The following is an 18636-nucleotide window of genomic DNA, read 5'->3' on the forward strand; positions in this document are numbered from 1 at the left end:
GCGGTGAGAACCGCGCCTGACCCTGACAGCAGGGGGTAGCCGACCGACGAGACCGAGGAGCGCTGTGGCCGCCGAGAGCACGCCCGAGCCCGCCATAACCGGGCAGGGCACGACCGGATCCCGCCGCGGGGGCAGGGGCCGCCGCCGCAAGGCCCGTGGCACGCACCGCAAGGCGCTGCTCGTGACGGCCTGGACGGCCGCGGGCGTGGTCGTGCTGGGCGGCGCCGGCGCCGGGCTCGTGTACGTCAAGCTCAACGGCAACATCCGCAGCGTCGACATCAACCAGGCCCTCGGCAGCGACCGGCCCACGAAGATCGACAACGGGTCCGAGAACATCCTGGTCCTCGGCTCGGACACCCGGTCCGGCAAGAACAGGAAGCTCGGCGGCGGCACCGACGACGGCAGCGCCCGGTCCGACACGGCGATGATCGTCCACGTGTACGAGGGCCACCAGCGGGCCAGCGTGGTCTCCATCCCCCGGGACACCCTCGTCGACCGGCCCGAATGCACCGACACCAAGGGCACCGCCCACCCCGTCGCGTCCGGCGTGATGTTCAACGAGGCGTACTCCACCGGGGGCGCGGCCTGCGCGGTGAAGACCGTCGAGTCGATCAGCGGGATCCGCATGGACCACTACCTGGAGGTCGACTTCGAGGGCTTCCAGAGACTCATCGACGACCTCGGCGGGGTCCGGGTGACGACCACCAAGGCCATCGACGACCCGCAGAGCCACCTGCGCCTCAAGGCCGGCGCGCACACCCTGGACGGCGAGCGGGCCCTCGGCCTGGTGCGCACCCGGCACGGCGTGGGCGACGGTTCCGACCTGGGCCGCATCCAGCTCCAGCAGGCCTTCATCAAGGCACTGATCGATCAGGTCAAGCACGTCGGCGTCTTCACGAACCCCAAGAAGCTGTTCGACCTCGCGGACACCGCCACCAAGGCCGTCACCACCGACTCCGACCTCGGCTCGGTCAACTCCCTGATGGACTTCGCCAACGGCCTCAAGGGCATCGGCTCGTCGCACATGAAGATGGTCACGATGCCCGTGCGGTACGACCCGGCCAACCCCAACCGGGTCCTCCTGGAGCGGAGCAAGGCCGCGCTGGTGTGGAACGCCCTGAAGAGCGACCGGCCGATCCCCAGGGCGGCCACGCAAGGCACGGCGACGGGCGAGGCCACGGGCGTGGTGACCGGCTAGGCGTAGCGCCGCAGGGGCCTGTGCGGCCCCCAGGAATAGAACGACCGTACCCCCGGTTTGGGTGGATGGCCCCAGTCCTGGCAGACTGGTACGTCGGCTCCGGTTCACGCTCCCGCATCCCGTGGCGGCGACCCGGCGCCCTCCCGATACCTAGGAGACACCTTGAAGCGCGACATCCACCCCGAGTACGTCGAGACGCAGGTCAGCTGCACCTGTGGCGCGTCGTTCACCACCCGCAGCACCATCGAGTCCGGTGCCATCCGGGCCGACGTCTGCTCCGAGTGCCACCCGTTCTACACGGGCAAGCAGAAGATCCTCGACACCGGTGGCCGTGTGGCCCGCTTCGAGGCCCGCTTCGGCAAGGCCGCCGGCTCCAAGAAGTAGCGAGCCCCATATCGCCGGTCCACGGCCACGCCCTCTCGCGGGGTGTGCCCGGGACCGGCGTTTTTGGTCGCCCGCCCTTTCCTTCACCGCAGTACAGGAGCCCAGAATGTTCGAGGCCGTCGAGGAACTCGTCGTCGAGCACGCCGACCTGGAGAAGAAGCTCGCCGACCCGTCGGTCCACTCCGACCAGGCGAACGCGCGCAAGCTGAACAAGCGCTACGCCGAGCTGACCCCGATCGTCGCCACGTACCGCTCCTGGAAGCAGACCGGCGACGACGTGGAGACCGCGCGCGAGTTCGCGGCCGACGACTCCGACTTCGCCGCCGAGGTCAAGGATCTGGAGAAGCAACGCGAGGAGCTGACCGAGAAGCTGCGGCTGCTGCTCGTCCCGCGCGACCCGAGTGACGACAAGGACGTCATTCTGGAGATCAAGGCGGGCGCCGGCGGTGACGAGTCGGCCCTGTTCGCCGGTGACCTGCTGCGCATGTACCTGCGCTACGCCGAGCGCGTCGGCTGGAAGACCGAGATCATCGACGCCACCGAGTCCGAGCTGGGCGGCTACAAGGACGTCCAGGTCGCGGTGAAGACCAAGGGCGGCCAGGGCGCGACCGAGCCCGGTCAGGGCGTGTGGGCGCGGCTGAAGTACGAGGGCGGGGTGCACCGCGTGCAGCGGGTGCCGGCCACCGAGTCCCAGGGCCGTATCCACACCTCCGCCGCCGGTGTGCTCGTCACGCCGGAGGCCGAGGAGGTCGACGTCGAGATCAACCCCAACGACCTCCGCATCGACGTCTACCGGTCCTCCGGCCCGGGCGGGCAGTCCGTCAACACCACCGACTCCGCGGTGCGGATCACGCACCTGCCGACCGGAGTCGTCGCCTCCTGCCAGAACGAGAAGAGCCAGCTCCAGAACAAGGAGCAGGCGCTGCGTATCCTGCGCTCCAGGCTGCTCGCGGCGGCGCAGGAGGAGGCCGAGCGGGAGGCCGCCGACGCCCGCCGCAGCCAGGTCCGCACCGTCGACCGCTCCGAGAAGATCCGCACCTACAACTTCCCGGAGAACCGGCTCTCCGACCACCGCGTCGGCTTCAAGGCGTACAACCTGGACCAGGTCCTGGACGGCGACCTCGACGCGGTCATCCAGGCCTGCGTCGACGCAGACTCGGCGGCGAAGCTCGCCGCCGCGTAAGACCCGTACGCCCGCACGAGTACGACACGGAGGACTCGCGTGAACCTGCTGCTCGCAGAGGTGGCCCAGGCCACCCAGCGGCTGGCCGACGCCGGCGTGCCCTCGCCGCGCAACGACGCGGAGGAGTTGGCCGCCTTCGTGCACGGCGTGAAGCGCGGCGGACTCCACTCCGTGAAGGACACCGACTTCGACGCCCGGTACTGGGAGGTCATCGCCCGGCGCGAGCAGCGCGAGCCGCTCCAGCACATCACCGGGCGGGCGTACTTCCGGTACCTGGAGCTCCAGGTCGGGCCGGGCGTGTTCGTGCCCCGGCCGGAGACGGAGTCCGTGGTCGGCTGGGCCATAGACGCCGTACGCGCCATGGACGTCGTGGAGCCGTGCATCGTCGACCTGTGCACCGGCTCCGGTGCCATCGCGCTGGCCCTCGCGCAGGAGGTGCCGCGCTCCCGCGTCCACGCCGTGGAACTGTCCGAGGACGCCCTGGTGTGGACGCGCAAGAACGTGTCCGGGTCGCGGGTCGACCTGCGCCAGGGTGACGCCCTCACGGCCTTCCCCGACCTCGACGGCCAGGTCGACCTGGTCATCTCCAACCCGCCGTACATCCCGCTCACCGAATGGGAGTACGTCGCCCCGGAGGCCCGCGACTACGACCCGGAGCTGGCCCTGTTCTCCGGTGAGGACGGACTCGACCTTATCCGGGGCATCGAACGCACCGCGCACCGGCTGCTGCGCCCCGGCGGTGTCGTCGTTATCGAGCACGCCGACACCCAGGGCGGCCAGGTGCCGTGGATCTTCACCGAGGAGCGGGGCTGGGCCGACGCGGCCGACCACCCCGACCTCAACAACCGCCCCCGCTTCGCGACGGCCCGCAAGGCGCTGCCGTGAGCACCCCGCAGACCCCCACCCCGCAGTACGTGTACGAGGAGGCCAGTTAGTCATGGCACGGCGATACGACACCAACGACGCGACCGACCGCGTGACGGGTCTGCGCGAGGCGGCGTCCGCCGTCCGCCGGGGCGAGCTGGTGGTGCTGCCGACCGACACGGTGTACGGGATCGGCGCCGACGCGTTCTCCTCGGAGGCCGTCAGCGACCTGCTCGCCGCCAAGGGCCGGGGCCGCAACATGCCCACCCCCGTCCTCATCGGCTCCCCGAACACCCTGCACGGCCTCGTCACGGACTTCTCCGAGCTGGCCTGGGAGCTGGTCGACGCGTTCTGGCCGGGCGCCCTGACGCTCGTCGCCAGGCACCAGCCGTCCCTCCAGTGGGACCTCGGCGACACCCGCGGCACGGTCGCCGTGCGCATGCCGCTGCACCCGGTCGCCATCGAGCTGCTCACCGAGGTCGGTCCGATGGCCGTGTCCTCCGCCAACCTCACCGGTCACCCGGCGCCGGAGAACTGCGACGCCGCCCAGCAGATGCTCGGCGACTCCGTCTCCGTCTACCTCGACGGCGGGCCCACCCCGGGCATCGTGCCGTCGTCCATCGTGGACGTCTCCCGCGAGGTGCCGCTGCTGCTGCGCGAGGGCGCGATCTCCCCCGACGAGCTGCGCAAGGTGGTACCCGACCTCGAGGTGGCGAATTGACGGCCCCTGAAGCGGGGCGTGGCATAGGCGGCGGGGGTTACAGCGCGGAGGAGACGACGACGTTCGGGTTTCCGCGCGACACCTTCCGCATCCTCCACGTCAGCACCGGCAACGTGTGCCGCTCACCCATCACCGAGCGGCTGACCCGCCACTTCGTCGCGGAGCGGCTCGGCGTACTCGGTGGCGGGCTGATCGTGGAGAGCGCGGGCACCTGGGGCCACGAGGGTGCGTCCATGGAGTCCCACGCGGAGACCGTGCTGGCCGAGTTCGGCGCGGACACCTCCGGCTTCGTCGGCCGGGAGCTGCTGGACGAACACGTGATCATGGCCGACCTGGTCCTGACCGCCACCCGCGACCACCGCGCCCAGGTCATCTCCATGGGCCATTCCGCAGGGCTGCGCACCTTCACCCTCAAGGAGTTCACCCGCCTGGTCCGCGCCATAGACCCCACCACGCTGCCGCCGCTGGAGGACGGGGTGGTGATGCGGGCGCGGGCGCTGGTGCGGGCGGCGGCGGCGCTGCGGGGCTGGCTGCTGGCCCCGACGGCGGAGGCGGACGAGGTCTACGACCCCTACGGCGCGCCCCTGACGTTCTTCCGTTCGATCGGCGACGAGATACGGGACGCCCTGGACCCGGTCGTCACCGCGCTGACGGGGGTACCGGCGCGCGCGTGACGGCCGGCGTGCGGCGGCCCGGGTCGGCCGCGGCGTCCCGAAGCCGGCAGGCCCGCCGGGGCCGAGCGCGCGTGAGGCGCGTCGGGGAGTTCCCGCCGGCGTTGTGCGTGCGGTGGCGCGCGGCCGGCCACCGATTGAGCCGACAGGAGTACCCGCTCGTACCGAGGCGGGCCGTGCGGGCGTGATGGTCGCGCGTTCGCCGGGGGGCGGGCCTACATTGGGGATACGCCACCGTCGACCGCCCGGAGTCCGTCATGTCGGTCACCACCGTCCACGAGACCGATGCCCTGCGGCGGCAGGATCCGGCGATGGCCGAGATCCTGCTGGGGGAGCTTCAGCGGCAGTCGACGACGCTCCAGCTGATCGCCGCCGAGAACTTCTGCTCGCCGGCCGTGCTGGCCGCCCTCGGCTCGCCGCTCGCCAACAAGTACGCCGAGGGGTATCCCGGCGCCCGGCACCACGGCGGCTGCGAGATCGTCGACGTCGCCGAACGCGCCGCCGTGGACCGGGCCAGGGCCCTGTTCGGCGCCGAGCACGCCAATGTGCAGTCCCACTCCGGCTCCTCGGCCGTGCTGGCCGCCTACGCGGCCCTGCTGCGCCCCGGCGACACCGTCCTCGCCCTCGGCCTGCCCCACGGGGGCCACCTCACCCACGGCTCACCGGCGAACTTCTCCGGCCGCTGGTTCGACTTCGTCGGCTACGGCGTCGACGCCGAGACCGGTCTGATCGACCACGACCAGGTGCGCCACCTGGCCCGCAACCACCGCCCCAAGGCCATCGTGTGCGGTTCCATCGCCTACCCCCGCCACATCGACTACGCCTTCTTCCGCGCGGTCGCCGACGAGGTCGGGGCCTATCTGATCGCCGACGCCGCGCATCCGATCGGGCTGGTCGCCGGCGGCGCGGCGCCGAACCCGGTGCCGTTCGCGGACATCGTGTGCGCGACCACCCACAAGGTGCTGCGCGGTCCGCGCGGCGGGATGCTCCTGTGCGGTGCCGAGCTGGCCCAGCGGGTGGACCGGGCCGTCTTCCCCTTCACCCAGGGCGGCGCCCAGATGCACACCATCGCCGCCAAGGCCGTCGCGTTCGGTGAGGCGGCGACACCGGCGTTCGCGACGTACGCCCATCAGGTCGTCGCCAACGCGCGCGTGCTCGCCGGGCACCTGGCCGCGGAGGGGCTGGCCGTCACCACCGGCGGCACGGACACCCACCTGATCACCGCGGACCCGGCCCCGCTCGGCGTGGACGGCCGCACCGCGCGTGGCCGGCTGCTGGCGGCCGGCCTGGTGCTGGACTGCTGCGCCCTGCCGCACGGCGACGGCCGCGGGCTGCGCCTGGGGACGGCCGCCGTGACCACGCAGGGCATGGGCGAGGCGGAGATGGTGCGGATCGCGGCGCTGCTGGCGGCCGTGCTGCGGGGCGGTACACAGCCGGCCGCGGCCCGGGAGGAGGTGCGCGCACTCACCGGTGAGTTCCCGCCGTATCCCGGCTGAACGGGGACCGGCGAAGTCCCGTATCTCCCGGTGTGGACCCCTGTGGACCGTGGCGCACAGCCACCCGTGCAACCATCGTCGCTACCCGGAAGTCCTCAACCGTATGCGTCCGTCGCTAGGGTGTGAGGCTGTGATGGCCAGCGAGACCTGTGGGGAAGCCCGTGCGTGAATACCTGCTGACGCTCTGCATCACGGCCGCGGTGACGTATCTGCTGACAGGGCCGGTACGGAAGTTCGCGATCGTGGCCGGGGCGATGCCGGAGATCCGGGCCCGTGACGTGCACCGGGAACCCACTCCGCGGCTCGGTGGTATCGCCATGTTCTTCGGGCTGTGCGCGGGCCTGCTGGTCGCGGACCACCTGACCAACCTCAACGAGGTCTTCGCCAAGTCGAACGAACCACGGGCGCTGCTCTCCGGTGCCGCCCTGATCTGGCTGATCGGCGTCCTGGACGACAAGTTCGAGATCGACGCGCTGATCAAGCTGGGCGGTCAGATGATCGCCGCGGGCGTGATGGTCATGCAGGGTCTGACGATCCTGTGGCTGCCCATCCCGGGCGTCGGCAACGTCGCCCTGACCCAGTGGCAGGGCACGCTCCTGACGGTCGCGCTGGTCGTGATCACGATCAACGCGGTGAACTTCGTGGACGGCCTGGACGGTCTCGCGGCCGGCATGGTGTGCATCGCGGCGGCGGCGTTCTTCCTGTACGCCTACCGGATCTGGTACTCGTACGGCATCGAGTCCGCGGCGCCGGCGACCCTCTTCGCGGCGATCCTGATGGGCATGTGCCTGGGCTTCATGCCGCACAACATGCACCCGGCGCGGATCTTCATGGGCGACTCGGGTTCGATGCTGATCGGCCTGGTGCTGTCGGCGGGCGCGATCTCGATCACCGGTCAGGTGGACCCGGACGCGCTGGCCCTCTTCACGGGGTCGGAGAAGGCGGCGGTCCACCAGACGGTCCCGGTCTACATCCCCCTCCTGCTGCCGCTGACGATCATCGCCGTGCCGGCCGCCGACCTGGTCCTGGCGATCGTCCGGCGCACCTGGCGCGGCCAGTCCCCGTTCGCCGCCGACCGCGGCCATCTGCACCACCGGCTGCTGGAGATCGGCCACTCGCACAGCCGGGCCGTGCTGATCATGTACTTCTGGTCGGCCCTGATCGGCTTCGGCGCTCTCGCCTACTCGGTCAACTCGGCGTCGATGTGGATCGTGCTGGGCGTGGTGTTCCTCAGCGCGATCGGGCTGCTCCTGCTGCTGCTCCCGCGCTTCACCCCGCGGGTGCCGGTGTGGGCCCAGCGGTTCGTGCCGCCGCGGTACCGCAGGCGCCGCCGGAGCGTGGAGCCGGCCGTGTCCGGGCAGCAGGCCGAGGCGTCGGACGAGGTGGCACCGGGGTCCGGCGACCCGGTGCGGGAGCCCGGGGAATCCGCGGAGCGGGACCCCGTCGTGGCCGGTGCCGCGGGCGTCAACGGGGCGACCGCGATCGGTTCCCGGTCCCGTTTCGCCCACCGTCGCTGAGACGGCCAAGGTAAGAATCTGACTAGAGCATTGCCAACTCGTGGGGGAGCAAAATCCCCAATACCAGACAACTCGGTTCGGTTTTTGCACAGACGGGCGCTGTCACTCTCATGTGTGACAGCAAGCACACCAACCAGGTAAAGACCTCATCAAATAGTTTGTGATACGGTTCACGAGAACCCCGGAGAGAGCCGAAGGACCCAGTGCGTTGGTCCGTCGGTGTGAGGTCTTGACCCCCTCGGCCCGGGACTACGCTCGTCCATGACGACACCTGCCCCCTGTGAAAGCGGAGTTGCCGCCATGCCGTCCAATGACGCCCGGATCCTGGCCCAGGCCGCCGTACCCACGGTTGCCGTCGGCGCGATTGCCGCCGTCGTCAGCGGTGTGGTCGCGGGTGGCAAGGGAGCGATCGGGGCTGTCGTCGCCACGGTGATCGTGATCCTGTTCATGGGTATCGGTCTGTACGTCCTCCAGCGCACCGCCAAATCGCTTCCGCATCTGTTCCAGGCCATGGGCCTGATGCTCTACGCGGCACAGATCCTGCTGCTGTTCGTGTTCATGGCCGCGTTCAAGCACACGACGCTGTTCAATCCCAGGGCTTTCGCGCTCACGCTCCTCGCCGGCACCCTCGCGTGGATCGCCGCGCAGACGCGTGCGCACATGAAGTCCAAGATCCTGTACGTCGAACCCGAATCGACCGTATCCACGAGCGACGGAAAGTCCCACAAGTCGGGGCACTCGTCGTGAGGGGTAGGGCCGGGATAAAGGCGCACGAGATCGCCTGCTATCGTCCGGTGCCAACTGCGGCATCGCGGGCGCGGGCATCTGAGCTGACGCCTGCTCAATCGCGAGGCGAGATGCCCCCAAGCCGCCCCCACATCCGTAACACCAGTCCCGTGCCGACCCGCGGTCGTACGCCGCGCCGACACAACGAGGTTGCCGTACCTATGCGCCACGCTGAAGGAGCCCGCGGTGAGTGCTGATCCGACGCAGGTGCTCGCCTTCGAGACCGACTGCCACATCTTCGACGGCTGTGGCTTCCCGGCTCCCGGCCTGCACTCGTTCCTGTTCCAGCCCCTCTGGGGCGACGGCGACAGCAACGTGTACTTCAACAAGACGATGCTGCTGGCGCTGCTCGGCTCGATCATCATCGTCGGCTTCTTCTGGGCCGCCTTCCGTAAGCCGAAGGTCGTCCCCGGCAAGCTCCAGATGGTCGCCGAGACCGGCTACGACTTCATCCGCCGCGGTGTCGTCTACGAGACCATCGGCAAGAAGGAAGGCGAGAAGTACGTCCCGCTGGTCGTCTCGCTGTTCTTCTTCATCTGGATGATGAACCTCTGGTCGATCGTTCCGGTCGCCCAGTTCCCGGTGACGTCGATCATTTCGTACCCGCTGGTCCTGGCACTGATCGTCTACATCCTCTGGGTTTCGCTGACGTTCAAGCGCCACGGTTTCGTCGGCTTCTTCAAGAACGTCACGGGCTACGACAAGTCGCTCGGTGCGGTGCTGCCGCTCGCCATGCTCATCGAGTTCTTCTCGAACCTGCTGGTGCGCCCCTTCACCCACGCGGTGCGACTCTTCGCGAACATGTTCGCGGGCCACACCCTGCTGCTGCTCTTCACGATCGCCAGCTGGTACCTGCTGAACGGCATCGGCATCGCCTACGCCGGCGTCAGCTTCATCATGACCCTCGTGATGACGGCCTTCGAACTCTTCATCCAGGCTCTTCAGGCGTACGTCTTCGTTCTTCTGACGTGCACCTACATCCAGGGCGCCCTCGCCGAGCACCACTGAGCGCCCCACACCACACCCCGATCGTCCGGTGGCCAACCCCCACCGGTCCGTAAAGAAGAAGGAAGAATCGGCATGTCCGCTCTCCAGACCCTTGCTGCCGACGGCGTTCACGGCTCCCTCGGCTCCATCGGCTACGGTCTCGCCGCCATCGGCCCCGGCGTCGGCGTCGGCATCATCTTCGGTAACGGCACCCAGGCCCTGGCCCGTCAGCCCGAAGCTGCCGGCCTGATCCGCGCCAACCAGATTCTCGGCTTCGCCTTCTGTGAGGCGCTGGCGCTGATCGGTCTGGTCATGCCGTTCGTCTACGGCATCTGATCGACCGATCAGCCAAAGCCACCTAGACGAAAGGCACTGACATGAGCCAGCTGCTCATCATGGCGGCCGAGAGCGGGGAGAACCCCCTCATCCCGCCGATCCCCGAGCTTGTCATCGGCCTGCTCGCCTTCGTCATCGTCTTCGGCTTCCTCGCCAAGAAGCTCCTCCCGAACATCAACAAGGTTCTGGAAGAGCGTCGTGAGGCCATCGAGGGCGGTATCGAAAAGGCCGAGGCCGCACAGACCGAGGCCCAGAGCGTCCTCGAGCAGTACAAGGCCCAGCTTGCCGAGGCCCGGCACGAGGCCGCGCGTCTGCGCCAGGAGGCGCAGGAGCAGGGTGCCGTGCTCATCGCCGAGATGCGGGCCGAGGGCCAGCGTCAGCGCGAGGAGATCGTCGCCGCCGGTCACGCGCAGATCGAGGCCGACCGCAAGGCCGCCGCGTCCGCGCTGCGCCAGGACGTCGGCAAGCTCGCCACCGACCTGGCCGGCAAGCTCGTCGGTGAGTCCCTCGAGGACCACGCCCGGCAGAGCCGTGTGATCGACCGCTTCCTCGACCAGCTCGAGGAGAAGGCCGAGGCCACGCGATGAACGGAGCGAGCCGCGAGGCCCTGGCAGCCGCCCGTGGGCGTCTCGACGCGCTGACGGACTCCACGGCCGTGGACGCCGCGCAGCTCGCCGACGAGCTGGCGGCCGTCGCCGCGCTGCTCGACCGCGAGGCCGGCGTGCGCCGCGCCCTCACCGACCCGGGCAAGGCCGGAGAGGCGAAGGCGCAGCTGGTCCAGCGTCTGATCGGGGGCCAGGTCAGCGGCAGCACCGCCGACCTGGTGTCCGGGCTGGCCCGGTCCCGCTGGTCGCAGTCCCGCGACCTGGTGGACGCGGTCGAGGAGCTGGCGAACATCGCCGACCTCACGGCCGCGGAGAAGACGGGCACCCTCGACGACGTCGAGGACGAGCTGTTCCGGTTCGGCCGGATCGTCTCCTCCAGCCCCGAGCTGCGCGCCGCGCTCACCGACCGCGCCGCCGGCCGCCCGGCCAAGACCGAGCTGCTGCACCGGCTGCTCGGCGGGCGGGCCAAGCCGGTCACCGAGCGTCTGGTGACGCGCCTCGTCACCGCGCCGCGTGGACGTAGCCTGGAAGCGGGACTGGAGTCCCTGTCCAGGCTTGCCGCCGAGCGCCGGAACCGCATGGTCGCCGTCGTCACCTCGGCGGTGCCCCTGAGCGACGGGCAGAAGGAGCGCCTCGGCGCCGCCCTGACCAAGCTCTACGGGCGTCGGATGCACCTGAACCTCGACGTCGACCCCGAGGTCGTCGGAGGCGTCCGGGTGCAGGTCGGTGACGAGGTCATCAACGGCTCGATCGCGGACCGGCTGGACGAGGCCGCCCGTCGCATGGCGAGCTAGCAGCACCTCGGCAACTCGTCGAGAAAAACGTAATTACGGCCCTGGTTGGGCCGTGCAGAGGATTCACCTCCTGTTGGGGGGAGTCCGCATCCCCCCAAAGTGAAACTTCGGGCCCAACAAGGAGAGCAGGGAACCCAGATGGCGGAGCTCACGATCCGGCCGGAGGAGATCCGGGACGCGCTGGAGAACTTCGTCCAGTCGTACAAGCCGGACGCGGCCTCGCGCGAGGAGGTCGGCACGGTCACCGTCGCCGGCGACGGCATCGCCAAGATCGAGGGCCTGCCCTCGGCCATGGCGAACGAACTGCTGAAGTTCGAGGACGGATCCCTCGGCCTCGCGCTGAACCTGGAAGAGCGCGAGATCGGTGCGGTCGTCCTCGGCGAGTTCAGCGGTATCGAGGAGGGGCAGCCGGTGCGCCGCACCGGTGAGGTCCTCTCCGTGGCGGTCGGCGAGGGCTACCTCGGCCGCGTCGTCGACCCGCTCGGCAACCCGATCGACGGCCTCGGCGAGATCGAGACCGACGGCCGCCGCGCCCTCGAGCTACAGGCCCCCACGGTCATGCAGCGCAAGTCGGTGCACGAGCCGATGGAGACGGGCTACAAGGCCGTCGACGCGATGACCCCGATCGGCCGCGGTCAGCGTCAGCTGATCATCGGTGACCGCCAGACCGGCAAGACCGCCCTGGCCGTCGACACGATCATCAACCAGCGCGACAACTGGCGCACGGGCGACCCGAAGAAGCAGGTCCGCTGCATCTACGTCGCCATCGGCCAGAAGGGCTCCACCATCGCCGGCGTGCGCCGCGCGCTGGAGGAGAACGGCGCGCTGGAGTACACGACCATCGTCGCCGCCCCGGCGTCCGACCCGGCCGGCTTCAAGTACCTGGCGCCGTACACCGGATCGGCCATCGGCCAGCACTGGATGTACCAGGGCAAGCACGTCCTGATCATCTTCGACGACCTGTCGAAGCAGGCCGACGCCTACCGCGCCGTGTCGCTGCTGCTGCGCCGCCCGCCGGGCCGTGAGGCCTACCCGGGTGACGTCTTCTACCTGCACTCGCGTCTGCTGGAGCGCTGCGCCAAGCTCTCCGACGACGAGGGCGCCGGCTCGATGACCGGTCTGCCGATCGTCGAGACGAAGGCCAACGACGTCTCGGCGTTCATCCCGACCAACGTCATCTCCATCACCGACGGCCAGTGCTTCCTGGAGTCGGACCTCTTCAACGCCGGTCAGCGCCCCGCGCTGAACGTCGGTATCTCCGTCTCCCGAGTCGGTGGTTCCGCGCAGCACAAGGCGATGAGGCAGGTCTCCGGCCGGCTGCGTGTCGACCTCGCCCAGTTCCGTGAGCTGGAGGCGTTCGCCGCCTTCGGTTCCGACCTGGACGCGGCCTCGAAGTCGCAGCTGGAGCGCGGTCAGCGCATGGTCGAGCTGCTGAAGCAGGACCAGTACCAGCCGATGTCCACCGAGGACCAGGTCGTCTCCGTGTGGGCCGGCACCACCGGCCGGATGGACGACGTACCGGTCGCCGACATCCGCCGCTTCGAGAAGGAGCTGCTGGAGTACCTGCACCGCAAGGAGCAGGGCCTCATGACCTCCATCCGCGAGGGCGCCAAGATGTCCGACGACACGCTCACGGCCATCGCGGACGCCATCGCCGAGTTCAAGAAGCAGTTCGAGACCTCGGACGGCAAGCTGCTCGGCGAGGACACTCCTGCCGCTGCCGCCAAGTGACGTAAGGAAGGGACCTGACTCATGGGAGCCCAGCTCCGGGTCTACAAGCGTCGCATCCGATCCGTCACCGCGACCAAGAAGATCACCAAGGCGATGGAGATGATCGCCGCCTCGCGCGTCGTCAAGGCGCAGCGCAAGGTGGCGGCCTCCACGCCGTACGCGACCGAGCTGACGCGCGCGGTCACGGCGGTCGGTACGGGTTCTAACACCAGGCATCCGCTCACCACGGAGGCGGAGAACCCGGCCCGCGCCGCGGTCCTCCTCCTCACGAGCGACCGCGGTCTCGCCGGCGCCTTCAACTCCAACGCGATCAAGGCGGCGGAGCAGCTGACCGAGCGCCTGGAGCGCGAGGGCAAGCAGGTCGACACGTACATCGTCGGCCGGCGCGGTGCAGCCCACTACAACTTCCGTGAGCGCAAGATCGCGGAGTCGTGGAGCGGGTTCACCGACGAGCCGACGTACGCGGACGCCAAGAAGGTGGCGGCGCCTCTGATCGAGGCGATCGAGAAGGACACGGCCGAGGGTGGTGTGGACGAACTCCACATCGTCTTCACCGAGTTCGTCTCGATGATGACGCAGACGGCGCTCGACGCCCGGCTGCTGCCGCTGCGTCTCGACGAGGTCGCGCAGGAGAGCGCCCCCCAGGGCGAGATCCTGCCGCTGTACGACTTCGAGCCGTCGGCGGAGGACGTCCTCGACGCCCTGCTGCCGCGGTACGTCGAGAGCCGCATCTACAACGCGCTGCTCCAGTCGGCCGCTTCGAAGCACGCCGCCACGCGGCGCGCGATGAAGTCGGCCACCGACAACGCGGGCGAGCTGATCAACACGCTGTCCCGCCTTGCCAACGCGGCCCGCCAGGCCGAAATCACCCAGGAAATCAGCGAGATCGTCGGTGGCGCCAGTGCCCTGGCCGACGCGACCGCGGGGAGTGACCGATAAATGACCACCACTGTTGAGACCGCGACGGCTACGGGCCGCGTCGCCCGGGTCATCGGCCCGGTCGTCGACGTGGAGTTCCCCGTCGACGCGATGCCGGACATCTACCAGGCGCTGCACGTCGAGGTGGCCGACCCGGCCAACGCCGGCGAGAAGAAGACGCTGACCCTGGAGGTCGCCCAGCACCTGGGTGACGGCCTGGTCCGCACCATCTCCATGCAGCCGACCGACGGTCTGGTCCGCCAGGCCCCGGTCGTCGACACCGGTGCCCCCATCTCGGTGCCGGTCGGCGACTTCACCAAGGGCAAGGTGTTCAACACCCTCGGTGAGGTGCTGAACACCGACGAGGCCTACACCGGCGAGCGCTGGCCGATCCACCGCAAGGCCCCGAACTTCGACGAGCTCGAGTCGAAGACCGAGATGTTCGAGACGGGCGTCAAGGTCATCGACCTGCTCACCCCGTACGTCAAGGGCGGCAAGATCGGCCTGTTCGGCGGTGCCGGCGTCGGCAAGACGGTGCTCATCCAGGAGATGATCTACCGCGTCGCCAACAACCACGACGGTGTCTCCGTGTTCGCCGGTGTCGGTGAGCGCACCCGTGAGGGCAACGACCTCATCGAGGAGATGTCCGACTCGGGCGTCATCGACAAGACCGCGCTGGTCTTCGGTCAGATGGACGAGCCCCCGGGCACCCGTCTGCGCGTCGCGCTGGCCGGCCTGACCATGGCCGAGTACTTCCGTGACGTCCAGAAGCAGGACGTGCTGTTCTTCATCGACAACATCTTCCGCTTCACGCAGGCCGGTTCCGAGGTCTCCACGCTGCTCGGCCGTATGCCGTCCGCGGTGGGCTACCAGCCGAACCTGGCCGACGAGATGGGTCTCCTCCAGGAGCGCATCACGTCGACCCGCGGTCACTCGATCACCTCGATGCAGGCGATCTACGTCCCCGCGGACGACCTGACCGACCCGGCCCCGGCCACCACCTTCGCCCACCTCGACGCGACGACGGTTCTCTCCCGTCCGATCTCGGAGAAGGGCATCTACCCGGCCGTGGACCCGCTCGACTCCACGTCCCGGATCCTGGACCCGCGCTACATCACGGCGGATCACTACAACACGGCCATGCGTGTGAAGACGATCCTCCAGAAGTACAAGGATCTCCAGGACATCATCGCGATCCTCGGTATCGACGAGCTGGGCGAGGAGGACAAGCTGGTCGTCCACCGTGCCCGTCGTGTGGAGCGCTTCCTGTCCCAGAACACCCACGTCGCCAAGCAGTTCACCGGCGTGGACGGCTCGGACGTGCCGCTCGACGAGTCGATCACCGCGTTCAACGCGATCTGCGACGGCGATTACGACCACTTCCCCGAGCAGGCGTTCTTCATGTGCGGTGGCCTCGAGGACCTCAAGGCCAACGCCAAGGAGCTGGGCGTCTCCTGAGCCTCGTGCTCGGGTGAGGGGGCGGGTGCGTCCCGCCCCCTCATCCACGCCTACTAGAATTGACCCCAACACCCGGCACTACCGCCGGGTGGTGACCCGAGGAGCCACCCTTGGCTGCTGAGCTGCATGTCGAGCTGGTCGCTGCCGACCGTCAGGTCTGGTCCGGCGAGGCCACCCTGGTCGTCGCGCGCACCACGTCCGGCGACATCGGCGTCATGCCCGGTCACCAGCCGCTGCTCGGTGTGCTGGAGTCGGGCCCGGTGACCATCCGTACGAGTGAAGGCGGAACGGTCGTCGCCGCGGTGCACGGCGGTTTCATCTCGTTCGCGGACGACAAGCTGTCGCTGCTGGCCGAGATCGCCGAGCTGTCGGACGAGATCGATGTCCAGCGCACGGAGCGGGAGCTGGAGCGCGCGAAGGCGGAGGGCGACGCCGGTGCCGAGCGCCGCGCGGACGTCCGACTGCGCGCGGCGGCGGCGCGCTGAACCAGCCGCGCTGTACGTTGACGTCACTCAGCCGCGGCCGGCCCGGAGCAATCCGGTGCCGGTCGCGGCTGAGGCAGATGTGGGTGTTTTTTCCGTTTCATTACTCAGTGACACCAGCGGTGCCACTGCCTGAGAGACGAGGAGGTCGGTGCCGATGGTCCTCGCTCTGACTGTGTGCGGGATCGTGGTCGCGCTCTTGGCGGTGGGATTGTTCCTGTTCGGACTGCGCCGCAGGCTGATCCAGCGGTCCGGCGGTACGTTCGACTGTTCACTGCGCTGGGGCGTACCCGAGAAACCGGACGCGGGCGGCAAGGGCTGGAGCTACGGCGTCGCCCGCTACAACGGTGACCGCATCGAGTGGTACCGGGTGTTCTCCTACGCCGTCCGCCCCCGCCGCGTCCTGGAGCGCGCGCAGATCGAGGTGGTCGGCCGCCGGCTGCCCGAGGGCGAGGAGGAACTGGCGCTGCTGTCCGACGCGGTGGTGCTGGCCTGTGCGCACCGGGACGCGCACCTCGAACTCGCCATGAGCGAAGACGCGCTGACCGGTTTTCTCGCGTGGCTGGAAGCAGCCCCGCCCGGTCAGCGCGTCAATGTGGCTTAGTGCTTGATACCTGGTGCTTGACGGTTACAGGTTGTTGCTGATGGCGCTCACCAGTTCACCGTCGCTGGTGTCGCCGCTGAACTCCCAGAAGAACGCGCCACCGAGGCCCTGGCTGTTGGCCCAGGCCATCTTCGCCTTGATGGTGGCCGGGGTGTCGTACGACCACCAGTTGCTGCCGCAGTGGGCGTAGGCCGTGCCGGCGATCGTGCCGGTGGCCGGGCAGGACGACTTCAGGACCTTGTAGTCCTCGATGCCCTGCTCGTAGGTGCCGGCCGCCGGGCCCGTGGCCGTGCCGCCCGGGGCGTCCTGGGTGACGCCGGTCCAGCCGCGGCCGTAGAAGCCGATGCCGATGAGCAGTTTCTTCGCGGGGACGCCGATCGCCTTGAACTTGGCCAGCGCGTCGGCGGTGGTGAAGCCCTCCTTCGGGATGCCGTTGTACGAGGTGAGCGGGGAGTGCGGGGCGGTGGGGCCCTTGGCGTCCCAGGCACCGAAGAAGTCGTACGTCATCACGTTGTACCAGTCGACGTACTGGGCGGCGCCCGCGTAGTCGGCCGCCTCGATCTTGCCGCCGGCGGAACCGTCCGCAGTGGTGGCGGCGGTGATCAGGTTGTTCGAGCCGAACTTGGCGCGCAGGGCGGCCATCAGGTTCTTGTAGGCCGCCGCCCCGCTGGTGTCGCAGGTCAGACCGCAGGCGTTCGGGTACTCCCAGTCGATGTCGATGCCGTCGAAGACATCGGCCCAGCGCGGGTCCTCGACCAGGTCGTAGCAGGACTGGGCGAAGGCGGCCGGGTTCTTGGCCGCGTCCGCGAAGCCGCCGGACCAGGTCCAGCCGCCGAAGGACCACAGCACCTTGATGTTCGGGTACTTGGCCTTCAGCTCGCGCAGCTGGTTGAAGTTGCCGCGCAGCGGCTGGTCCCAGTTGTCGGCGACGCCGCTGACCGACTGGTCGGCGGTGAAGGCCTTGTCGTAGTCGGCGTAGGAGTCGCCGATCGCGCACTTGCCGCCGGTGACGTTGCCGAAGGCGTAGTTGATGTGCGTGATCTTGGACGCGGAGCCGGACGTCACCAGGTTCTTGACGTTGTAGTTCCGGCCGTAGATGCCCCACTCGGTGAAGTAGCCGAGCTTGACCTTGTCACCGGTGGGCGGCGGGGGAGTGGTGCCGCCGCCGGTGGTGTGCACCTTGACGGCGCCGCTGACCGGACCGGTCTGGTTCGCGGTGTCGCGGGCCTGCACGGTGTAGGAGTAGTCGGTGCCGGCGGTCAGACCGGTGTCGGTGTACGACGTGGTGGTGACCGTGCCGACGACCTTGCCGTCGCGCAGGACGTCGTAGTTCTTGACGCCCTTGTCGTCGGTGGCCGCGCCCCAGCCGAGCTTCACCGAGGTGTCGGTGACGGAGGAGGCGGTGGGGGTGCCGGGCGCGGAGGGGGCCGCGTCACCGGGGACCGTCGTGCCGTCGCAGCTGTCGCCGTTCAGCTTGCAGTTCGACGGGGAGCCGGAGCCCGCGCCGTTGAAGCCGAAGGAGACCGAGGCACCGGGGGCGATGCTGCCGTTGTAGGACTTGTTCTTCGCGGTCCAGTGGGTTCCGGAGCCGGTGACGTCCGCGTCCCAGGAGGAGGTGACGGACGTACCGGAGGGGAAGTCCCACTCGACGGTCCAGGAGCTGATGCTGGAGCTGCCGGTGTTCTTGATGGTCCACTGACCACCGAAGCCGGTGCCCCAGTCGCTGGCCTTGGTGTAGGTGGCGGTGGCGTTGCTCGCGGCCTGTGCGGGGCTCGCGAGGCCGACCAGGCCGGCCAGCGGGAGCAACAGGGTCGCGAACCCTGCCGCGGCTCTGTGTCTGAAGCGCATGCTGCGCCTCCCTCGTCGTCGGGGGTGTCAGGGGCATGACTGAGCCTCCATGC

The 18636-nt window shown here is 69.2% G+C and carries 19 protein-coding genes; 18 read left to right on the forward strand and 1 reads right to left on the reverse strand.

Translation table 11 applies throughout. The annotated features are described in order from the left end of the window. Nucleotides 1-64: 64 nt before the first annotated feature. The 18 genes from AB0F03_RS26860 (at nucleotide 65) to AB0F03_RS26945 (ending at nucleotide 16735) form a co-directional block, all read left to right on the forward strand. Nucleotides 65-1198, forward strand: coding sequence for an LCP family protein (locus tag AB0F03_RS26860; RefSeq protein ID WP_361996366.1), 1134 nt, complete (start codon nucleotides 65-67; stop codon nucleotides 1196-1198). 162 nt (nucleotides 1199-1360) lie between these two features. Continuing rightward, entirely contained in the window at nucleotides 1361-1582 is a 222-nt protein-coding gene (gene rpmE, locus AB0F03_RS26865; protein WP_031140670.1) for a 50S ribosomal protein L31, read from the forward strand. A gap of 106 nt (nucleotides 1583-1688) precedes the next feature. Continuing rightward, nucleotides 1689-2765 carry a peptide chain release factor 1 gene (prfA, locus tag AB0F03_RS26870; protein WP_361996368.1) on the forward strand — a complete coding sequence of 359 codons (1077 nt, stop codon included), beginning with the start codon at nucleotides 1689-1691 and terminating at the stop codon, nucleotides 2763-2765. A gap of 39 nt (nucleotides 2766-2804) precedes the next feature. Beyond that, a complete protein-coding gene (gene prmC, locus AB0F03_RS26875) occupies nucleotides 2805-3650 on the forward strand; it encodes a peptide chain release factor N(5)-glutamine methyltransferase (protein WP_356820113.1) in 846 nt (281 codons plus the stop codon). A gap of 52 nt (nucleotides 3651-3702) precedes the next feature. Next, nucleotides 3703-4350, forward strand: coding sequence for an L-threonylcarbamoyladenylate synthase (locus AB0F03_RS26880; protein ID WP_356820115.1), 648 nt, complete (start codon nucleotides 3703-3705; stop codon nucleotides 4348-4350). Continuing rightward, nucleotides 4347-5024 carry a protein-tyrosine-phosphatase gene (locus AB0F03_RS26885; protein ID WP_356820117.1) on the forward strand — a complete coding sequence of 226 codons (678 nt, stop codon included), beginning with the start codon at nucleotides 4347-4349 and terminating at the stop codon, nucleotides 5022-5024. Before AB0F03_RS26880 ends, AB0F03_RS26885 begins: the two co-directional genes overlap by 4 nt. Nucleotides 5025-5278: 254 nt before the next feature. Continuing rightward, nucleotides 5279-6517 (forward strand): serine hydroxymethyltransferase, encoded by a 1239-nt coding sequence (gene glyA, locus AB0F03_RS26890; RefSeq protein WP_361996371.1) that lies wholly within the window; start codon nucleotides 5279-5281, stop codon nucleotides 6515-6517. 161 nt (nucleotides 6518-6678) lie between these two features. Further along, entirely contained in the window at nucleotides 6679-8034 is a 1356-nt protein-coding gene (locus AB0F03_RS26895) for an MraY family glycosyltransferase (protein WP_361996373.1), read from the forward strand. Nucleotides 8035-8334: 300 nt separating this feature from the next. Next, nucleotides 8335-8781, forward strand: a complete 447-nt coding sequence (locus AB0F03_RS26900) for a hypothetical protein (protein ID WP_361996375.1) — start codon at nucleotides 8335-8337, stop codon at nucleotides 8779-8781. A gap of 225 nt (nucleotides 8782-9006) precedes the next feature. Then, nucleotides 9007-9828: a F0F1 ATP synthase subunit A gene (gene atpB / locus AB0F03_RS26905; RefSeq protein ID WP_361996377.1), complete on the forward strand. Its 822-nt coding sequence runs from the start codon at nucleotides 9007-9009 to the stop codon at nucleotides 9826-9828. Between the two features lie 72 nt (nucleotides 9829-9900). Next, complete coding sequence (locus AB0F03_RS26910) at nucleotides 9901-10143, forward strand: F0F1 ATP synthase subunit C (protein WP_361996379.1); 243 nt, start codon at nucleotides 9901-9903, stop codon at nucleotides 10141-10143. A gap of 41 nt (nucleotides 10144-10184) precedes the next feature. Continuing rightward, a complete protein-coding gene (locus AB0F03_RS26915; protein WP_361996381.1) occupies nucleotides 10185-10730 on the forward strand; it encodes a F0F1 ATP synthase subunit B in 546 nt (181 codons plus the stop codon). Next, entirely contained in the window at nucleotides 10727-11542 is an 816-nt protein-coding gene (locus AB0F03_RS26920; RefSeq protein ID WP_361996383.1) for a F0F1 ATP synthase subunit delta, read from the forward strand. The genes AB0F03_RS26915 and AB0F03_RS26920 overlap by 4 nt, the downstream gene beginning before the upstream one ends. Before the next feature lie 138 nt (nucleotides 11543-11680). After that, nucleotides 11681-13273: a F0F1 ATP synthase subunit alpha gene (gene atpA, locus AB0F03_RS26925; protein ID WP_361996384.1), complete on the forward strand. Its 1593-nt coding sequence runs from the start codon at nucleotides 11681-11683 to the stop codon at nucleotides 13271-13273. Nucleotides 13274-13294: 21 nt separating this feature from the next. Further along, nucleotides 13295-14212 carry a F0F1 ATP synthase subunit gamma gene (locus tag AB0F03_RS26930; RefSeq protein WP_361996386.1) on the forward strand — a complete coding sequence of 306 codons (918 nt, stop codon included), beginning with the start codon at nucleotides 13295-13297 and terminating at the stop codon, nucleotides 14210-14212. Beyond that, nucleotides 14213-15649, forward strand: a complete 1437-nt coding sequence (gene atpD, locus AB0F03_RS26935; protein ID WP_361996388.1) for a F0F1 ATP synthase subunit beta — start codon at nucleotides 14213-14215, stop codon at nucleotides 15647-15649. Nucleotides 15650-15759: 110 nt separating this feature from the next. Continuing rightward, nucleotides 15760-16134 (forward strand): F0F1 ATP synthase subunit epsilon, encoded by a 375-nt coding sequence (locus AB0F03_RS26940; protein ID WP_121786871.1) that lies wholly within the window; start codon nucleotides 15760-15762, stop codon nucleotides 16132-16134. Between the two features lie 154 nt (nucleotides 16135-16288). Next, a complete protein-coding gene (locus tag AB0F03_RS26945) occupies nucleotides 16289-16735 on the forward strand; it encodes a DUF2550 domain-containing protein (protein WP_361996390.1) in 447 nt (148 codons plus the stop codon). 24 nt (nucleotides 16736-16759) lie between these two features. On the opposite strand, the gene AB0F03_RS26950 is transcribed toward AB0F03_RS26945, so the two are convergent. Continuing rightward, a complete protein-coding gene (locus AB0F03_RS26950) occupies nucleotides 16760-18583 on the reverse strand; it encodes a glycoside hydrolase family 18 chitinase (protein ID WP_361996392.1) in 1824 nt (607 codons plus the stop codon). Nucleotides 18584-18636 lie beyond the last annotated feature (53 nt).

Origin of the sequence: Streptomyces sp. NPDC028722 (assembly GCF_040637655.1) — a bacterium.
In the GTDB taxonomy this organism is placed as follows: Bacteria; Actinomycetota; Actinomycetes; order Streptomycetales; family Streptomycetaceae; genus Streptomyces.

Coding starts and splice junctions, on each gene's coding strand:
- AB0F03_RS26915 (WP_361996381.1), top strand. CDS start 10,185: ATGAGCCAGCTGCTCATCATGGCGGCCGAGAGCGGGGAGAACCCCCTC.
- glyA (WP_361996371.1), top strand. CDS start 5,279: ATGTCGGTCACCACCGTCCACGAGACCGATGCCCTGCGGCGGCAGGAT.
- atpD (WP_361996388.1), top strand. CDS start 14,213: ATGACCACCACTGTTGAGACCGCGACGGCTACGGGCCGCGTCGCCCGG.
- AB0F03_RS26880 (WP_356820115.1), top strand. CDS start 3,703: ATGGCACGGCGATACGACACCAACGACGCGACCGACCGCGTGACGGGT.
- AB0F03_RS26900 (WP_361996375.1), top strand. CDS start 8,335: ATGCCGTCCAATGACGCCCGGATCCTGGCCCAGGCCGCCGTACCCACG.
- AB0F03_RS26910 (WP_361996379.1), top strand. CDS start 9,901: ATGTCCGCTCTCCAGACCCTTGCTGCCGACGGCGTTCACGGCTCCCTC.
- AB0F03_RS26920 (WP_361996383.1), top strand. CDS start 10,727: ATGAACGGAGCGAGCCGCGAGGCCCTGGCAGCCGCCCGTGGGCGTCTC.
- AB0F03_RS26950 (WP_361996392.1), bottom strand. CDS start 18,583: ATGCGCTTCAGACACAGAGCCGCGGCAGGGTTCGCGACCCTGTTGCTC.
- AB0F03_RS26945 (WP_361996390.1), top strand. CDS start 16,289: ATGGTCCTCGCTCTGACTGTGTGCGGGATCGTGGTCGCGCTCTTGGCG.
- AB0F03_RS26930 (WP_361996386.1), top strand. CDS start 13,295: ATGGGAGCCCAGCTCCGGGTCTACAAGCGTCGCATCCGATCCGTCACC.
- atpA (WP_361996384.1), top strand. CDS start 11,681: ATGGCGGAGCTCACGATCCGGCCGGAGGAGATCCGGGACGCGCTGGAG.
- prfA (WP_361996368.1), top strand. CDS start 1,689: ATGTTCGAGGCCGTCGAGGAACTCGTCGTCGAGCACGCCGACCTGGAG.